General features: G+C 70.2%; 14 protein-coding genes, 1 tRNA gene and 1 pseudogene. 9 read left to right on the top strand and 7 right to left on the bottom strand.

Annotated elements, in window-relative coordinates:
• Positions 1-4: 4 nt before the first annotated feature.
• Both ACFV6H_RS32155 and ACFV6H_RS32160 read right to left on the bottom strand, forming a co-directional pair.
• Positions 5-2,128 (bottom strand): GTPase, encoded by a 2,124-nt coding sequence (locus tag ACFV6H_RS32155; RefSeq protein WP_385549386.1) that lies wholly within the window; start codon positions 2,126-2,128, stop codon positions 5-7.
• The gene (locus ACFV6H_RS32160) at positions 2,125-3,714 is read right to left on the bottom strand and encodes a dynamin family protein (RefSeq protein WP_384778848.1); all 1,590 of its coding nucleotides are present in this window, start codon (positions 3,712-3,714) and stop codon (positions 2,125-2,127) included. The genes ACFV6H_RS32155 and ACFV6H_RS32160 overlap by 4 nt, the downstream gene beginning before the upstream one ends.
• Before the next feature lie 317 nt (positions 3,715-4,031).
• Between ACFV6H_RS32160 and ACFV6H_RS32165 the strand changes: the two genes are divergently transcribed.
• The 3 genes from ACFV6H_RS32165 to ACFV6H_RS32175 all read left to right on the top strand — a co-directional run bounded on the left by ACFV6H_RS32165 (position 4,032) and on the right by ACFV6H_RS32175 (position 7,258).
• Positions 4,032-4,104: transfer RNA gene (locus ACFV6H_RS32165), tRNA-Arg, on the top strand.
• Positions 4,105-4,429: 325 nt separating this feature from the next.
• Positions 4,430-6,316, top strand: coding sequence for a TerD family protein (locus tag ACFV6H_RS32170; RefSeq protein WP_385549389.1), 1,887 nt, complete (start codon positions 4,430-4,432; stop codon positions 6,314-6,316).
• Positions 6,317-6,481: 165 nt separating this feature from the next.
• The gene (locus ACFV6H_RS32175) at positions 6,482-7,258 is read left to right on the top strand and encodes an SDR family oxidoreductase (protein WP_385549392.1); all 777 of its coding nucleotides are present in this window, start codon (positions 6,482-6,484) and stop codon (positions 7,256-7,258) included.
• A 49-nt stretch (positions 7,259-7,307) separates the two neighbouring features.
• Here ACFV6H_RS32175 and ligD read toward each other — a convergent pair whose 3' ends face one another.
• The 3 genes from ligD to ACFV6H_RS32190 all read right to left on the bottom strand — a co-directional run bounded on the left by ligD (position 7,308) and on the right by ACFV6H_RS32190 (position 10,273).
• Positions 7,308-8,270 carry a non-homologous end-joining DNA ligase gene (gene ligD / locus ACFV6H_RS32180; RefSeq protein WP_385549395.1) on the bottom strand — a complete coding sequence of 321 codons (963 nt, stop codon included), beginning with the start codon at positions 8,268-8,270 and terminating at the stop codon, positions 7,308-7,310.
• Positions 8,271-8,391: 121 nt separating this feature from the next.
• Positions 8,392-9,429: an aldo/keto reductase gene (locus tag ACFV6H_RS32185; protein WP_385549398.1), complete on the bottom strand. Its 1,038-nt coding sequence runs from the start codon at positions 9,427-9,429 to the stop codon at positions 8,392-8,394.
• A 109-nt stretch (positions 9,430-9,538) separates the two neighbouring features.
• Positions 9,539-10,273 carry a class I SAM-dependent methyltransferase gene (locus ACFV6H_RS32190; protein ID WP_385549401.1) on the bottom strand — a complete coding sequence of 245 codons (735 nt, stop codon included), beginning with the start codon at positions 10,271-10,273 and terminating at the stop codon, positions 9,539-9,541.
• Between the two features lie 239 nt (positions 10,274-10,512).
• Between ACFV6H_RS32190 and ACFV6H_RS32195 the strand changes: the two genes are divergently transcribed.
• The 3 genes from ACFV6H_RS32195 to ACFV6H_RS32205 all read left to right on the top strand — a co-directional run bounded on the left by ACFV6H_RS32195 (position 10,513) and on the right by ACFV6H_RS32205 (position 13,746).
• Positions 10,513-11,847 carry a sensor histidine kinase gene (locus tag ACFV6H_RS32195; protein WP_385549404.1) on the top strand — a complete coding sequence of 445 codons (1,335 nt, stop codon included), beginning with the start codon at positions 10,513-10,515 and terminating at the stop codon, positions 11,845-11,847.
• A 22-nt stretch (positions 11,848-11,869) separates the two neighbouring features.
• Positions 11,870-12,526: a response regulator gene (locus ACFV6H_RS32200; RefSeq protein WP_385549407.1), complete on the top strand. Its 657-nt coding sequence runs from the start codon at positions 11,870-11,872 to the stop codon at positions 12,524-12,526.
• A 92-nt stretch (positions 12,527-12,618) separates the two neighbouring features.
• A complete protein-coding gene (locus ACFV6H_RS32205) occupies positions 12,619-13,746 on the top strand; it encodes a YbhN family protein (protein ID WP_385549410.1) in 1,128 nt (375 codons plus the stop codon).
• Positions 13,747-13,763: 17 nt separating this feature from the next.
• On the opposite strand, the gene ACFV6H_RS32210 is transcribed toward ACFV6H_RS32205, so the two are convergent.
• Positions 13,764-14,459, bottom strand: coding sequence for a TetR family transcriptional regulator (locus ACFV6H_RS32210; RefSeq protein WP_385549413.1), 696 nt, complete (start codon positions 14,457-14,459; stop codon positions 13,764-13,766).
• A gap of 71 nt (positions 14,460-14,530) precedes the next feature.
• Here ACFV6H_RS32210 and ACFV6H_RS32215 point away from each other — a divergent pair, with 71 nt between their 5' ends.
• The 3 genes and pseudogenes from ACFV6H_RS32215 to ACFV6H_RS32225 form a co-directional block, all read left to right on the top strand.
• Entirely contained in the window at positions 14,531-15,331 is an 801-nt protein-coding gene (locus tag ACFV6H_RS32215) for an SDR family NAD(P)-dependent oxidoreductase (protein WP_385549416.1), read from the top strand.
• 69 nt (positions 15,332-15,400) lie between these two features.
• Positions 15,401-15,793 (top strand): helix-turn-helix domain-containing protein, encoded by a 393-nt coding sequence (locus tag ACFV6H_RS32220; RefSeq protein WP_384986330.1) that lies wholly within the window; start codon positions 15,401-15,403, stop codon positions 15,791-15,793.
• Between the two features lie 94 nt (positions 15,794-15,887).
• Positions 15,888-16,295, top strand: a pseudogene (locus tag ACFV6H_RS32225) (VOC family protein); the annotation flags it as partial.
• A 90-nt stretch (positions 16,296-16,385) separates the two neighbouring features.
• Here ACFV6H_RS32225 and kdpC read toward each other — a convergent pair.
• On the bottom strand, positions 16,386-17,015 hold the full coding sequence (gene kdpC, locus ACFV6H_RS32230) for a potassium-transporting ATPase subunit KdpC (protein WP_385549420.1): 630 nt from the start codon (positions 17,013-17,015) through the stop codon (positions 16,386-16,388).
• Between the last annotated feature and the right edge of the window lie 8 nt (positions 17,016-17,023).

Raw genomic sequence — 17,023 nt, forward strand, 5'->3', positions numbered from 1 at the left:
CGCCTCAGCGGCCTGCCCGGGACACCGCCACGTACTGGTCCCGCACCTCCCGGTACCGCATCAGCTCCGCCGCGATCGGATCGAGCACCCGCGCCCGGCCGCATCCCGCCGCCGCCTCGCGCAGCTTGCGCTCGGCGTCCTGCCCGTACCGCCTCGCCGGTCCGCGTGCCGCCGCGGCACAGGCCCACTCCACCAGCGGGCCGCCGATGATCCCGGCCAGCATCACCAGCACGGGCGGGATCAGCCCGGGCTCCAGTACGCCGATGATCTGTCCCACCAGCCAGAGCGCGCCGAAGATCTGAAGCAGCGTCATGGTCGCCTGCACCAGTACGGCGGCGGGCCACCAGGCAGGCCGCGGCGGCCTGCCGCTGGGTGTTCCCGCCTTCACCGCCATCTCGTCCAGCGCCTCCGAGAGCCCTCGGGAGCCTCGGGCCGCCGCCTCGCGCACGGAGTTCGCCCATGGCGCGGGCAGCCCTGCGGACGCCTCCTCCGCGACCGTACGTACGGCCTGTTCGACGCGCTGACGCGCCGTCAGCTCCTCCTCCACGACGGCCGGCGGCCGGGGCCGCCCGTAACCGGGCATCCGCCGGCTCTCGTACCAGCGCCACAGCCTCAGCCAGGGCGTCCCGCACGCGCGCCCGGCGTTTCTGAGCCACTCGCGCTCCGCCGCCTCGCCCGCCGCCACCGCGCCGACCGCCCAGGCCAGCCGGTCCGCGAACTGCTCGCGCGAGCGCTCACCGAGCCCGGGCCGCCCGTCCGCGACATACGCGGGACGCAGCCGCCGGGCCGCCGCGTCCACATCGGCCGAGAGCCGCCGCGCCGGCGCGCTCCGCTCCTGTACGAACCGTCCGAGCAGCTCCCGCAGCTCCCCGACGCCCTGCCCGCCGAGGGCGGAGAGCGCGAGCACGGTGGCGCCGGGCTCACCGTGTTCGCCGAGGGCCATACCGTCCTCGTCCAGCAGCCGGCGCAGATCGTCCAGCACCAGGTCGGCGGCCTCGCCGGGAAGCCGGTCGATCTGGTTGAGCACGACGAAGGTGATCTCGGCGTGTCCGGCCAGCGGACGCAGATAGCGCTCGTGCAGGGCGGCGTCCGCGTACTTCTCCGGATCGACTACCCAGATGACCGCGTCCACGAGCGCGAGCACGCGGTCCACCTGCTCACGGTGGAACACCAGGGCCGAGTCGTGGTCGGGAAGATCGACCAGGACGAGCCCGTGCAGCTCGTCGTCGCCGTCGCCGCCCGCGAGCGGCCTGCGCCGCAGCCGTCCGGGAATCTCCAGCCGGTCGAGCAGCCCGGCCGCGCCGTCCGACCACATACAGGCGATGGGTGCCGAGGTGGTGGGCCTGCGCAGGCCGGTCTCCGAGATCGGCACTCCGGCCAGGGCGTTGAACAGCGTCGATTTGCCGCTGCCCGTCGCTCCCGCGATGGCGACGACCGTGTGGTACGAGGAGAGCCGCTGGCGGGCGGAGGCCTCCTCCAGGACATGTCCGGCCTCGGCGAGGAGGGCGGAGTCCAGCCGGGCCCTGGAGAGCCCCACCAGCTCGCCGAGGGCGTCCAGACGTCTGCGCAGGGAGCCGCCGTACGCGCCGCCGATGGGCGTGTGCTCCTCGCTCTCGCCGGAGGCGCTCCCGCTGCCGTCCTGGGCGCCGGTCAGGCCGTGTACGCCGTGTACGGCGTGCACGGCGTCGCGCGCGCTCTGTACGCCGTGCGCGGAGTGGACGCCGCTGAGGTCGCCCACCTCCTCCAGTCCCTCCAGGTCGGCGTCGAGGTCGCCCTTCTCGGCGGCGCGGCGGGCGATGAAGCCGTCGTCCCAGCCGCCGGAGGATCCCTTGGCGGCGCCCGCCTCGGCGGCGGCGCCGGATTCGTCCGTCGACCTCGCACTCCCGGCGCCCTCGGAGCCCACGGAGCCACTACCGGCGTTTTCATCCTCGGGACCGCCCAGGGATTCGCCGCCCGGGGATTCGCCATCCCTGGATTCGCCGCCGTGAGATTCGCCGGCGTCGGCGACCTTGTCCGCCCTCTTCACATGGCCCGCACCATTCACATTCTTTGCATTATTTGTGCTATTCACGTTATCCGCGTTATTCGTCTTATCCGTAACAGCGGTCACATCGGCCACTTCGGTCATCTCTCCTTCTGGAGTACGGACAGCGCGGCGATCAGCTCGGCCTGCGGCTCCGGCGTCACCTCAAGGGCGTCGAGAGGTGCCAGCCGCCGGTCGCGCTCTCCGTGCAGTACGCGGTCGATATACGTCGTCACCAGCGCGCCGCCACGGTCGCGCAGCCGCAGCGCGCTGCGCGCCCCGATCCGCTCCGCGAGCCGCTCTCCCGCCGCGCGCGACCGACGGCCGCCCAGCAGGGCCGCCGCGAGCAGGGCCGCCACGGTCTCGGGGTCGGGAGCGGCGGTGCGGTCGAGGCGCCGTACCTCCTCCTCGGCCAGTTCCTCCAGCACACGGCGCCAGCGGCGTACGGCGATTCCGACGCGTTCCGCTCCCTCACGGTCCGCGCTCGGTACGGGCAGGGCCCCGGCGGCCGGTTCGCGCTGCCATGCCTCCGTGACGCGCTCCTCGGCGGCGGCGACGGCGCACTGCAACAGCGCGCCCAGACTCTCCGCCAGCGAGTCGAGCAGCTCGCGCGCCGAGCTGTCCCTGGGATAGCCGCGCCAGCGCGTACGCGCGTCTCCGGCGAGCACGGCGCCGCGCTGGAGCTGTCTGCGTACCCGCTCGCCCTCGGCCGCGTACGCCTCCTCCACGGCGCCCGTGAGCCGTACGGAGGCGGCGTACTGGGCGGCCACCGCGCCGGCCAGCTCCGGCATCCGTACGTTCAGCGAGTTGATCACTCCGGCCGCCGTACGCTCCAGCGCCTGCTGGCGGGCCGCCGGATCCTGCACCCGGTGCGCGAGCCAGCCGAGCAGCGGCGCGACGGCGGTGGTGGGCAGCAGCCCGCGCCCGCCGCCGGCCGACTCGGGCAGCTCGGGGATGGTGAACCGAGGTACGTCACCGAGTCCCGCGCGCTTCATCAGCGCCCCGTACTGCCGCGCCACTTCGTTGATCATCTGGTGCGGCACCCGATCGAGGACGGTGACCAGCGACGCGTCGTACTCCTTGGCGGTACGCAGGAGATGCCAGGGCACGGCGTCCGCGTACCGGGAGGCGGTGGTGACCATGACCCAGACGTCGGCGGCACAGATCAACTCGGCGGCCAGCAACCGGTTGTCCACCACGAGCGAGTCGATGTCGGGAGCGTCGAGCAGCGCGAGCCCCCGGGGCAGGGAGGAGGCGGTCTCGATACGCAGCGTGTTCTTCGCCAGGGCCTCCGCGCCCGCTCCTCCGTCCTCCTCCTGCTGCGGCAGCCAGACCCGGGTGAGATGCGGCAGCACCCGCATTCCGGCGAACCAGTGGTGGTCATCGGGATGGCACACGAGTACGGGGGTACGTGTGGTGGGCCGCAACACACCCGCCTCGCTGACCCGCCGTCCCACAAGGGAGTTGACGAGTGTGGACTTTCCGGCACCGGTGGATCCGCCGACGACCGCGAGCAGAGGTGCTTCGGGGTCCCGGAGCCTCGGCAGCAGATAGTCGTCGAGCTGGGCGAGCAGCTCGGCCCGGGTCTGCCGGGCCCGCGGCGCACCGGGGAGAGGGAGTGGAAGACGCACGGCAGCGACACAGTCGCGCAGTGCGGAAAGTGCGTCGATCAGCTCGGGCCGTACATCCAAGGTCACCACATGCGAAGAATGCCCAACTTTGGAGCCTTTTTGAAGCGTATAGACATCTCTGCGCGCCGATCAAGCATTGTGGACAGACGGGACGAGTGGGGCGCAGGCATAACGAGTGCACAACACCCGGGGCGCGGGAGGCCAAAAGCGATGCGGGAATCGCACCTGCCTGCGATTATCGGTTCGCTTCACTGAACCTCCACAACGTGCCACGCACGTGAAGCAACCGGGTCAAGGTGATCGGAGCCCTATCCTTGTCCCGGCAAGGTCACGGAACCACCCAACCCCGGGCTCCAGGTCACCGAGGCCACCACCCGGCCCCCGTAGCTCAGTGGATAGAGCAGGTGCCTTCTAAGCACTTGGCCGCAGGTTCGAGTCCTGCCGGGGGCGCTTCTACGCGCGGTGCACGGCCCTCCTCCTGGGAGGGCCTGCGCGGGAGAGTCTTTGCGCAGGTCAGAGGAGCTTAGCGGGCGCGGCGTAGGGGTGGCGTCAATGCCGGAGCGACGCCGGTGGGCACCTGCGGCAGGTCGGCGGTCCGTATGGCCAAGTGCTTTTCCCGAGAACTTCCCGAGGCCGAAGTGTCGAAGTATCGGCCCGAGGCCGAACTGTCGGCGCGATCACTTCCGGTCCAGTACGGGACCCGGTATGGGATCCAGTACGGGACATATCGGCATTCCGGTTGATGAGGCCCGATTCCCGGATCATCCTTGCCGTCATGACTTTCGTCACCTCCGCTCCGGACATGCCGGACCTTCGCGACTACGCCTTCGACTGGGCCCTGGTGGATGTGGAAACCTCCGGGCTGATCGCACGGAGGGACCGGGTGTTATCGATCGCCGTGGTGACCGTCGGCCCGGACGGGAAGCAGACCGGCGAGTTCTCGACGCTGCTGAATCCCGGCTGCGATCCCGGTCCTGTGCACATACACGGCCTGACCGCGGAACGGCTGCGCGGTGCGCCGGCCTTCGAGGAGATCGCGGGACGGATCGGGGCCCTGCTCCAGGACCGGGTCCTGGTGGCCCACAACGCCCAGTTCGACTACGACTTCCTGGCGCACGAGTTCGCGCGGGCGCGACTGTATCTGCCGGTGTCGCAGCGGCTGTGCACCCTGGCACTGAACCGCCGGGTGGACCCGCCGACCGCCGATATGCGTCTGGGCACTCTGGCCGCGCACTACGGCGTACCGCAGACGAAGGCGCACGACGCGCTGGACGACACCCGTGTCCTGGCCGGGATCCTCCGTGCCTCGCTCAAGGAGGCCGCCCGCCTCGACCTGCCGCTGCCGCTGGTGGCCTGCCCGCCGCGGCAGGACCCGCAGTTCACGCCGAAGCCGCCCAAGACGCCGTGCGCGTACCGCAACCCGGGGAAGTTCGCCTCGGACGGCCGGCTCGTCCAGGGCATGAAGATCGCCATCACCGGTGACACCGCGACGGCGCGGGCGGAGCTGGTCGCGCGGTCCGTCGCCGCCGGGCTGAACATGGTGAGCTCGGTCAGCCGGTACACCAGCGCCCTCGTCACCAACGACTCCGCTGCGAGGTCGGCGAAGGCCCGTCGGGCCCTCGCGGAGGGCGTTCCGGTCATTGACGAACGCGCCTTCCTCGGGCTGCTGGACGACGTACGTCCGGGCACGCCGCACGAGAAGCCGACGTCGGCGGAGCCGGTCGCGGTGGCTGCCTCGGCGGTGGTGCCGGTGCCTGTTCCGGCTGCGGCGGTGGTGCCTGCCCAGGCCGCGGCGGCGGTGCCCGTACCGCCCGTGGTGCCCGTACCGGCCGCGCGCGAGCCGGAGGCCGTCGCCAAGCGCAAGCCGCTGGCGGGGCGGCGCGTCCTCGTCGTGGGCGGTGTCCACCAGGACGCGGCCGAGGCCCGTACCCGTATCGTCGAACTCGGCGGAGCCGCCGCCGTCAATCTCTCCGCCAGCGTCACGGACGTCGTGCTCCTCGCCGGCGGCGAACACGACCGTCGCATGCCTCGGATCACCGCCCTCCGGCTTCCGGCCCACGACGCCGACTGGCTCACCGCACCCGCACCCACGGCGGTGGCCGCTGCGTACGGAAGCGCGCGCACACGGTCGCCGTACGTCCTGCCGCGAGGCGGCGTGATCGACCTTCCCGATACGAGGACGGTGACGCGCTGGGACGTGCGCGCCTCCTGGGCCCAGCGGACAAGCTGCGAGATCGACGTCGTCGCCTTCATCGTGGACGAGGACGAACAGGTCTCCCGGGACGAGGACTTCGTCTTCTACGGCGCTCCGGAGAGCCCCAACAGTTCCGTACGGCTGCTCAGCGACGGGCCGACCGAGCAGACGATCACCATCGACCTCACCGCCATGCCACCGGCCGCCCGCAAAGTGGTCATCTGCGCGGCCATGGACGGCGCGCCCACCTTCGGCGATGTCGGCGCGGTACAGATCACCGCGGCCCCGGACAGCGGCGCGACGCCTCTGGCCCAGGCCGTCCTGGACGCCGCCACCACCGAACGCACCTTGCTCCTCGCGGAGATCTACCGCCGCGGCCCGCTCTGGCGCTTCCGAGCCGTAGGCCAGGGCTACGGCCACGGCCTGGCCGCGCTGGCACGCACCTACGGCGTCGACATCGCCGACTGACGGCTGAGGAGCTGCACCGGCAACCGAGTTACCGCGGCGGGCCGTGGTCCTGCCTACGTCGATGGTCCGCGCCCTTCCGCCTCTGGCGCTGCGGGGCGGGCCGGGCGGTGGTGTGCTGGAAGTGGTTGGAAACAGATCGACACCGTCTCGGAAGGTGTGCTCATCATGTCCACTCAGAACCCTGCCAAGCCCTTGCACGGCCGCGTCGCGGTCATCACCGGCGCTTCCAGCGGTATCGGCGAGGCCTCGGCCGAGCATCTGGCGGCGCTGGGCGCGAAGGTCGCGGTGCTGGCGCGGCGCGCGGAGCGGCTGGACGATCTGGTCACTCGGATCGACAAGAACGGCGGCACCGCGCTGGCGCTCACCGCCGACGTGACCGAGGCCGAGGAGATGCTGAGCGCCGCCGACCAGGTGAAAGCCGAGCTGGGCAGCGCGGACCTGCTGTTCAACAACGCCGGTGTCATGCTGCCGGCCCCGATCGAGGAGCTGCGCACCGACCAGTGGCGGCAGCAGATCGACGTCAATATCACCGGGCTGATGAACACCATCGGCGCGTTCACGCCACAGCTCGTCAGGGCCGCGGGCGAGCGCGGTGTGGCGGATCTGATCAACACCGCGTCGATCGCGGCGCAGAACATCTTCCCGAACTTCGCCGTCTACTCCGGTACCAAGGCCTACGTCACGCACCTCTCCCGGCATCTACGGGTCGAGCTGGGCCCGAAGAACGTCCGGGTGGCCGCGATCGAGCCGGGCATCGTCGGTACGGAGTTGCAGAGCCATGTCACCGACCAGGGTGCGCAGGACTGGCTGGCCGGTTCCAAGGAGACGGTGGAATGGCTCACTCCGGAGGACATCGCGGAGACCGTCGGCTTCATCGCCACACAGCCGCCTCGGGTGAACCTCCAGCAGGTGACGATCATGCCGACCGGGCAGCCGAGCTGACGCAAGAAGACAGCGACGAGGCCGCGACAGGGCACCCTCGCGGGCACGGTCAGCCGCCGAGTTCGTCACGCGTCAGATCGCTCCTCAGCCGGTGCCACACCGGGCTACGGAGACGGCCCGCCGCCGTCCAGCCGGCCATCGTGATCTCGGCGACGAGCCGGGGCTCGACCCAGTGCGCGGGCAGGTCCACCGGGTTGACGAAGGGCGAGGTGTCGCGCGGGATGACCGCCAGGAGCCGGGCGAGGTCATGCCGTTCGAGCGCCGAGAAACCCGACCCGACGGACCCGACGTAACGGAGCCCTTCCGGCACCTCCACACCGGCCAGGACCGCGCCCGGGAGTCCGGCGATCCCGCCGCGGCCCTCCGTCCAGCCGCCGATGAGGACGTCCTGCGCGGGTGTGTGCTTGATCTTGCGCCACTGGTCGGAGCGGATGCCGGGCGTGTACGGCGACAACAGCCGCTTCGCGACCAGGCCCTCGAATCCGGCCCGCAGCGTGATGTCCCACGCCCGCTGTCCATGGCCGACCGCATAACCGGGCACCGACAAGTGAGGGCCCACGAGTCCCAGTCCGGACAGGACCGATCTGCGGTCCCGGTACGGAAGCGCCAGCAGCGGTCTGCCGTCGAGATGCATGACATCGAACAGCACCAGATGGACGGGATATCTCACGGCCAGTTGAGCCGCCCTGCGCGGGTTCACCACGCCCAGCCGGCGTTGCAGCAGACCGAAATCGGGACGGCCGTCGGCCAGGGCAACGACCTCGCCGTCGAGCACGGCCGTCCGGCCGCCGAGCAGCCGGCCGAGCTCCGCGAGTTCGGGATACCGCGCGGTCACGTCGTCGCCCGCGCGCGTACGCAGCCGCAGTGACCCGTCATGCGCCACCGCGACGACACACCGCGCACCGTCCCACTTGGTCTCGAACGCCCACTCCGCTTCCTCTCCGACACCGGGCAGCGGGCCGGGTGTGGCCAGCATCGGCCGGATGACGGGAAGCGGTTCGAGCGGCTCCATACCTTCGATGGTCACGCCGTTCCCAGGCGCCCGCATCGGAGACACCCAGATCGCAGACGCCCGCATCGGAGGCTCTCGTAGCCGAGGCACTCTCGTAACGGCGCCCTCGTACCGGAGCCGGTCAGGCCGCCGCCGGCCTGATGCCGATCCTGGCCGATATACGCGCCAGCTCCGCATCGTCGGAGACGCCCTGGAAATCGGCGCGCGGCGTGTACGGGGCCTCCAGTTCGGCCACCTCGTCCTCGGTCAGCTCGATCTCCAGCGAGGCCACGGCGTCGTCCAGATGGGACGGCTTGCTCGCGCCCACGAGCGGCGCGACGACGACAGGGTTGTGGCGCAACCACGCCAGCGCGATCTGCGCCCGGCTGACACCGCGGTTCTTGGCGACCGCCGCGACCGCGTCGATGATGGCGCGGTCGCTCGACTCCTCGGTGTACAGCATGTCGGCGAAGGGATCGCTCGCCGACCGGCCCGTCGCGGCGTCGTTCGCACGGGCGAGGCGCCCACGGGCCAGCGGGCTCCATACGATCGTGCCGACGCCCTCGTCGGCGCAGAGCGGCAGCATCTCCCGCTCCTCCTCACGGGCGAGGAGGTTGTAGTGGTCCTGCATCGAGACGAACCGCGCCCAGCCGTGCTGCCGCTGGAGGTGCAGCAGCTTGCTGAACTCCCACGCGTGCATCGAGGAGGCCCCGATATAACGGGCCTTGCCGGCCTTCACCACATCGTGCAGGGCTTCCAGCGTCTCCTCGATCGGAGTCGCGTTGTCCAGACGGTGTATCTGGTACAGGTCGACATAGTCGGTGCCGAGCCGGCGCAGACTGTGGTCGATCTCCGCGAAGATCGCCTTGCGCGACAGACCGGCGCCGTTGGGGCCCGGCCGCATCGGGTGCCGGACCTTGGTGGCGATGACGATCTCGTCGCGGTCGGCGAAGTCCTTCAGCGCGCGGCCGACGATCTCCTCGCTGGAACCCTGCGAGTACATGTTCGCGGTGTCGAAGAAGTTGATGCCCGCCTCGATCGCCTGCTTGATGAGCGGACGGCTCCGCTCCTCGGTCAGCGACCAGACGGGATGGCCGCGGTCGGGCTCGCCATAGGTCATGCACCCGAGGGCGATGGGCGAGACGTCGAGTCCGGTGGAGCCGAGTTTGATGTAGTGCATGTGTGCTCTCCTGGTGCGGTGTTCCGCGTTCCGTCGTCTGTGGTCTCCTGAAACGGAGACCTCTCCGAACACCGCGGAACGCTACCGGAGAGGTCTCCGGTAGGCAATATCACCCTCTCGCCGAATCCAACGGACCGGACGGATCCAACGGACCTGACGGAACGGACAGGTTCCAGACGCGCGCGGGCGGCACATTGGCCCATACAGTCCGGTAACCGGTGGCGTGGGCCCGCTGGAACGAGTCGAGTACATGCGCCACTCCGCCATGCCGCGCCAGGCTGCGCGAGGATCCCGCCAGCGCGCGCAGCCGAGCGGTACCGCGATAGCCGAAGTACGTCAGATGCCCGCCGGGCCTGAGCGCCGAGAGGTACTGCGTCAACAGGTCGGAGACCTCCTCCGGGTGGAAATTGGCGAACGGCAGCCCGGAGACGATCACGTCGTACCGCACCTCGGGATCGATCTCCGCCACCGGCCTGGCGATCAGACCGATGCGCTCCCGGTGGACCGCCAGCCGTGGATCCGTCCGCAGATCCGCCTCCAGCACCCGCGCGAAGCGAGGGTTGGACTCGACCAGATCGAGCGTGTCGTCGGGGCCCAGCAGATCGGCCAGCACCCGCGAGACCGCACCGGTCCCGGCCCCGACTTCGAGTACGGCGCGTGGCCGCCCGGCAGGGCGCGCCAGCGGCGCGGCGAGTGCCTCGGCGAGGCGCCGGCCGCTCGGCGTCACGGCCCCGGTCGTACGGAAGGTCCGGAACGTCTCGGCGAAGAACAGCCGCCGGTCGGCGAACCGCCGGGCCGGGCTCCGTACAAAAGCGGGCGTACGCGCCCGGCGCGCCGGAGCCACCGCAGTACGGGGCCCTGGGATGGGGGACTCCTGGGTCCGGGACTCCGGGGTGTGGTGGTGCCTGGCGGCGCGGGGCGTGCGGGGTGTGCGGGGCGGAGGAAGAGCCATACCGATGACGCTAGGGAGCGCCGGGCGGCGGGAAATCGGCTGTTGTGCGACGGCGGTGTACGACGAAAGTCGGGGGTGACGGTACCCATCCGTCGGGGTACGGCACTTTCGCGCGTCCTTAGGATGACAAGGTGAGATCCGAGCCCGGACGCGGTATTCCGATGTGGGTGGAGGCACCTTCCGCGGTGGCGCTCGCCCTGATGTCCCTGCTGGAAGGCTTCCGGTCGGCCGGTGGCACGCTGGCCGATCCCGCGCCCTGGGTGGGCGTGGTCGCCTCGTTCTATGCCCTCGGCCGCTACCGGTTTCCACGTACCGTGGCGGCCCTCGCGCTGCTCGCGGTCGCCCTGGGCTGCATGCTGCCGCTCCTGGTGACGCTGTACCACTCCGCCTCGCGCAACCGGTTGCGCGAGGTGTGGGTGTGCCTGGGAATCGCCGTCGCCGCCGGGCTGCCGTGGCTCGCCATCGCGCTGGTACGGGAGCAGTCGCTCCTCGAAGGGCGCATCGGCACCTGGACCGGCTTCGGCAATCCCGTACTGGCGGGCCTGGCACTGGCCCTCGGCATGTGGGCGGGCAGCCGGCGCCGACTGATGGAGGCGCTGAAGGACCAGGTCGAACAGTTGCGGGTGGAGCGCGAACTCCGCGCGGAACAGGCGCGATCGGCCGAGCGGGCACGGATCGCGCGTGAGATGCACGACGTACTCGCGCACCGGCTGAGCCTGTTGATGCTGCACACCGGAGTACTCCAGGTACAGGCGGAGACGCTTCCGCCGGCCACCGTGGCACGGATAGCTCTGCTACGGGGAACGGCCGGGCAGGCGCTGGACGATCTGCGCGAGGTACTGGGCGCGCTGCGCTCGGACGAGCCCGGGGAGCCTGGAGTGCCCGGGAAGACCACTGAGCGGACGCCCGAGGTCACGGATGCGGCCACGGGCGAGATCGCGGCCGAGGGAGCAGCCGGGGACGCGCTTCAAGGCACAACCAGGGGAACACCTAAGCCCATAGGACGTACGGCGGCCGTCCCCGCTCCCGCCCTCCAGGATCTCGCCGAACTGCTCGCCGAGGCACGCGCCGCAGGTCAGCGAATCGAGTCGGAGATCTCCGGCGACGCCGCGAGCGCGTCCACCAGTCATCGGCTGGCGGTGCACCGGCTCGTACGGGAAGCCCTGACCAACGCCCGTAAGCACGCGCACGCGACACCGGTCGGAGTACGTGTGCACTACGGCTGGCCGGCGACAACGGTCGAAGTGGTCAACGGACCGGCCGTGAAGGCGGAGGACGCCATGAACACCGCGAACACCGTCAACACCACCTCCGGTTCGGCCGGTGGTTACGGCCTGATCGGTCTGGCCGAACGGGTCTCGGCCCTGGGCGGTCATCTGTACTCCGGTGCCACCGGCGGCGGCTGGCGGCTCTCCGCGCGGCTGCCGGTGTCCTCGGCCGATCTCTCCCGGGCCTCCCTCACATGACCAATGCCCTGGTGGCCAAGTCATGATCAATGTCCTCGTGGCCGACGACGACGCCCTGGTGCGGCTCGGCCTGGTCGATCTGCTGGCCACCGATCCGGAACTCACCGTCGTCGCCGAGGCGGCGGACGGACTGGCCGCCATCGAACAGGCGGGCCTGCACAAGGTCGACGTCGCCCTCGTCGACGTACGGATGCCACGCATGGACGGCATCACCGCGACCCGTCATCTCCGCGCGCTTCCGGTTCCGCCTCGGGTGATCACTCTCACCACCTTCGACCTGGACGAGTACGTGTACGACGCGCTCACCGCCGGCGCGGACGGCTTCCTGCTCAAGGACACGGATCCGCGCGAGATCATCCGGGCCGTCCATGTGGTGGCGGCCGGCCAGGGCATGCTGCACCCGGCCGCCGCCCGCCGGCTGATCGACCGCTACCACCACGCCGCGCGCCCGGCCGCACTGGAGGCACGCAAAAAAGTCTCCCGGCTCACACCTCGCGAAGCCGACGTACTGGCCCGGCTGGCCCTCGGCGACTCCAACGCCGAAATCGCGACAGCACTCGGAATGCGCGAAAGCACCGTAAAGGCCCACGTCAGCCGCATCCTCACCGCCCTGGGCACCGGCAACCGCGTCCAGGCCGCTCTACTGGCCCGCGACGCGGGCCTCGGCGACCACGACTGACACCAAGCGGACCCGGAGATGTGGCAGCCGCGCCGGAGGAGCCCCTGGTGGCGCGGCGGATCAACGCAGGCCGCGCGTCGTATCGTGGCTCTGTGGAAGCCCGCCGGCGGGGGCAGGAGCAGCAGGAGCAGCAGGGGGAGAACGGGGGGCCGGAGGGCGCGGCTCCGCCGGGGGTGCGGCCCATCTGGTGGGTGGTGGCCGCCGTCCTCGTCGCGGCTGCCGTCGTCGTCGCCATCACGCGCCGCCACGAGCTCGTCACCGCTGTAGATCTCATCGCCCATGTGCACCCGTCACGGCTCGTCCTGGCCGCCGCGTTCGAAGCGGCGTCCCTGCTCTGTGTGGCGATGCTTCAGCAGTGGTTGTTGCGGGCGGGCGGTGCGCGGCTGCGGCTGTGGGGTGTCTCCGCCATCGTGCTGACGGCCAATGCCATCGCCGGCGCGCTGCCCGGCGGAGCAGCGTTCGCTGTGGCGTGGGTGTTCCGGCGGCTGCGCCGCTGGGGAGTGGGGCAGGTGCTCGCGGGGACCGTACTGGCGGTCTCGGGGCTGCTGTCCGCGCTGAGTCTGCTCGTACTGCTGCTGGCCGGTGTGCTGGCGAGTGGTTCGGCCGGGCCTGTGGCCGGAGCGCTGCCGCTGGTCATCGGGCTGCTGGTCTTTGTGATCGTGGTGGTGGGCGCGGCGGCCGGCCTGTCGCGGTTTCCCCGGGTACGGCGGCGCGCGTGGCGTATCTGGCGACGCATCGGTCTGCGGTCCCGGCGGCTCTTCGAGATCGAGGAGTCACTGACGCGGCTGGGCAGACAGATCCGAAGTACGCGGCCGGGCGTACGCCCATGGGTATGGCCGTTCTCTCTGGCGCTGCTCAACTGGGGCTTCGATCTGGCCTGCCTGATCGCCGCCACGTGGAGTCTCGGTATCCATGTGCCATGGCCCGGAATCCTTGTGGCGTACGGACTGACGCAGTTCGCGGGCAGCCTGCGCCTCACACCGGGCGGTCTGGGCGTGGTCGAGACGAGCCTTACGGCACTGCTCGTCCTTTACGGGATGCGCGCGGATCAGGCGATCGCGGTGACGCTGCTGTACCGGGTGGTGAGTTTCTGGGCCCTTCAGCCGATCGGCTGGGCGAGCGGGCTCGTACTGGCCTTGAAGCGCAACGGAGCAGCGCGGGAGCCGAAGCAGCGGTCGAAGCAGGACTCGAAGCAGGAGCAGGAGCCGCACGACCAGTAGGTTCGTCCGTCCATCCGTCAGACGTCAGCCCCGCCCACGTCCTTGACATCGTCAACGTCCTCGACAACCACCCGCAGCATCGCTTCGATCCGCCGAGCCAGCGGACCAGGATCCGCGTCGGCGAGCGCCGTGGTACCGATGACTCTGCGCATCATCCAGACACCCGTGATCAGCGAGAGGACCAGCTCGGCCCGCTCCGCGCGCTCCGCCGCGTCCGCGCCGGGCAGCAGATCACGCAGGTCCTGGCCGACATGCCGTTCCGTGGCGGCCCGCATGATCTCCGCGGCGCGCGGATTGGACGCCGAGCGCAGCATCAGCAGGAACGGATCGAGATGATCCGACTCCGGCGCCGTCCTGGCGGTCAGAGAGCGGGCAATGTCGCGGCTGAGCGTTCCGGGGCCTGCGGTGTCTCCGGGATCCACGGTGCCTGGGGTGCCTGCGGTGACCACGGTCCTCGGCGCGAAGGAGACATCCACCGCCTCGGCGAAGAGCTGTTCCTTCGAGCCGAAGTAGCGGTTGACCAGCATGGCGGTCACTCCCGCGCCCTGCGCGATCTCCCGTACACCCACACCGTCGTAACCGGCCCTCGTGAAGGCCACCACGGCCGAATGCAGGATCGCGTCGCGTGTCGCAGCCGCGTCACGCCGCCGCCCGGCCGCCGTCGGCCCACTGCCCGTACCGCTGTCGTCGGTGTTGTGTTCCACGGCTGCCATGTCTACCACTGTAGACATGACTCCACGATAAGTCTACGGTCGTAGACATAGCACAGAGAACGGAGCAGGCCATGGACCTTCAACTGACGGACAAGCGAGCCCTGGTGACCGGATCGACCTCCGGCCTCGGTGAAGCCATCGCCCGGATGCTCGCCGCGGAAGGAGCGGCGGTCGTGATCCACGGCCGCGATCCCGGCCGGGCGAAGGCGGTGGCCGAGGCCGTTCGCGCGGAGGGAGGCCGGGCCGATATCGCGATCGGCGACCTCGCCACGGACGAGGGCGCCGACGCCGTGGCCGACGCGGCGCTGGCCGACGGTCCCGTCGACATCCTGGTCAACAACGCGGGAGCGTACGACCATCTCTCCTGGCCGCAATCCACGCCGGCCGAGTGGGCCAGGTCGTACGACGTCAATGTGATCGCGGGCGTACGAATGATCCATCGCCTCGTACCGGCCATGCGGGAGCGGCGCTGGGGACGGGTGATCCAGATCGGCGGCGGTCTCGCCATCCAGCCCTTGCCGATGCAGCCGCACTACAACGCGACACTGGCGGCCCGGCACAATCTCGCCGTCTCGCTCGCGCGTGAACTCAAGGACACCGGAGTGACCTCGAATGTCGTCGCGCCCGGCGCCATCCTGGTGGACTCGGTACGGAAGCTGCTCACCGACATCGCGCCCGACCACGGCTGGGGCGAGACCTGGGAGGAGATCGAGCGGGCAGCGGCGCGGGAACTGGTACCGAACGACATCGGCCGGCTGGGAAGGCCCGAGGAGATCGCGGGCGCCGTGGCCTATCTGACCGGCCCGCTGGCGGACTACATCAGCGGCGCCACGATCCGCGTCGACGGCGGCACGATCCGCTCCGTGCATTAAAGGGCTCCGTGCGCCAGGGGAACCCCGTGCACCAGGCCCTGTCAGGGGAAACCGTGGTGTGATGGCAACGTGAGCCGCGCTACGGAAGAGTCCAACCGCCGCATGCTTCGGGCACGGGACGCGATGGACCGTGCCTACGCGCAGCCGCTGGACGTCCCGGCCCTGGCCCGGATCGCCCATGTGTCCCCGGCGCACTTCACGCGCACCTTCCGGGCCACGTTCGGCGAGACGCCGCACCGCTACCTTCAGCGGCGTCGTGTCGAGCGTGCGATGTTCCTGCTGCGGGAGACCGATCACAGTGTGACGGACATCTGCTTCCAGGTCGGCTTCGGCAGCCCGGGAACCTTCAGCCGCACGTTCCGCGACATCGTCGGCCGGTCACCGAGGACATACCGTAAGGAAGCGGCGCCAGCGGGCGTACCGACGTGCTTCACGATGGCGTGGACGCGACCGAGCGCCTGAGCCTGATACGCCGCCGTTCGCACGGCCCGTACCGTCCGTCGACTGAGCAGTTTTGGATAAGTTTTCGTCCGACTTGCCCGGTAGCGTGACGCACATGTTCAACGCAATCACGCACTCACAGATATACGTCCTCGACCAGAACGAGGCCCTCGACTTCTACGTCGGCAAGCTCGGCCTGGAGGTCAACGCCGATGTCGACCTGGGCTTCATGCGCTGGCTGACCGTCAGTGTCCCCGGCCACCCGGAGCGCCAGATCCTGCTGGAGAGGCCCGGCGCTCCGGCGATGTCCGAGGAGACGGCGCAGCAGGTCCGCGAGCTGGTGACCAAGGGTGTGACGGGCGGCCATCTCATCTTCAGCACGGACGACTGCCGTAAGACATACGAGACGCTGCTGGGCCGGGGCGTCGAGTTCACCGAGGAACCCACCGATCGCCCGTACGGAATCGACTGCGGCCTCCGCGATCCCTTCGGCAACCACATCCGCTTCACCCAGCTGAATGCGGAGGAGATTCAAAGACTGTCCGACAGGCGGCGACCGGCAGGCGACGGACGAGAGGTGACGACCGAGAGGTGACGACCGGAGTCCGTCCGGTCACACCACTCCCGCGAGATCCTGATTCAGCTCCACCACATTCACAACATCCCCGTGCCCGAGAAAGCCGCCACCGCGGCCCTCGACATGATCGGCGACCAGCTTCCGTACCGTCGCCGGACTCAGTCCGCGGACTCTGGCCACCCGGCTGACCTGCTGGTTCGCATACGCCCGTGAGATATGGGGATCGAGTCCCGAGCCCGAGGCGGTGAGCGCGTCGACGGGCACGGTGCTCGGCCGTACGCCGTCGAACGCGGCCACCGCGGCCCTGCGCTGCTTGATCATCCGGATCAGAACCGGATTGTTGGGCCCCAGATTGGACGCGCCCGAGCTGGTCGGGTCGTATCCCGAGGCGCCCGCCGCCGACGGGCGGGGCTGGAACCACTTGGGATCCGGCCCGCCCGGCCGCCCGGCACGCTTCGGCAGATCGAAGCTCTGACCGATCAGACGCGATCCCGTCGCTCCGCCGTTCCCGCCGAGCAGCGAGCCGTTGGCCTGGGAAGGAAAAGCCGCCTGAGCGATGCCCGTGATCAGCAGCGGATAGCAGATCCCGGTGATCACGGTCAGGACGAGCAGCATCCGCAGCGCCGACAGATGGTGCCGCAGAAGCGTACGGAGAGACAAGGGCATGGCGGTCG

It is taken from the genome of Streptomyces sp. NPDC059743, assembly GCF_042732975.1.
Taxonomy (GTDB): Bacteria; Actinomycetota; Actinomycetes; order Streptomycetales; family Streptomycetaceae; genus Streptomyces.

Coding starts and splice junctions, on each gene's coding strand:
- ACFV6H_RS32170 (WP_385549389.1), top strand. CDS start 4,430: ATGACTTTCGTCACCTCCGCTCCGGACATGCCGGACCTTCGCGACTAC.
- ACFV6H_RS32200 (WP_385549407.1), top strand. CDS start 11,870: ATGATCAATGTCCTCGTGGCCGACGACGACGCCCTGGTGCGGCTCGGC.
- ligD (WP_385549395.1), bottom strand. CDS start 8,270: ATGGAGCCGCTCGAACCGCTTCCCGTCATCCGGCCGATGCTGGCCACA.
- ACFV6H_RS32210 (WP_385549413.1), bottom strand. CDS start 14,459: ATGGCAGCCGTGGAACACAACACCGACGACAGCGGTACGGGCAGTGGG.
- kdpC (WP_385549420.1), bottom strand. CDS start 17,015: ATGCCCTTGTCTCTCCGTACGCTTCTGCGGCACCATCTGTCGGCGCTG.
- ACFV6H_RS32215 (WP_385549416.1), top strand. CDS start 14,531: ATGGACCTTCAACTGACGGACAAGCGAGCCCTGGTGACCGGATCGACC.
- ACFV6H_RS32155 (WP_385549386.1), bottom strand. CDS start 2,128: ATGACCGAAGTGGCCGATGTGACCGCTGTTACGGATAAGACGAATAAC.
- ACFV6H_RS32175 (WP_385549392.1), top strand. CDS start 6,482: ATGTCCACTCAGAACCCTGCCAAGCCCTTGCACGGCCGCGTCGCGGTC.
- ACFV6H_RS32185 (WP_385549398.1), bottom strand. CDS start 9,429: ATGCACTACATCAAACTCGGCTCCACCGGACTCGACGTCTCGCCCATC.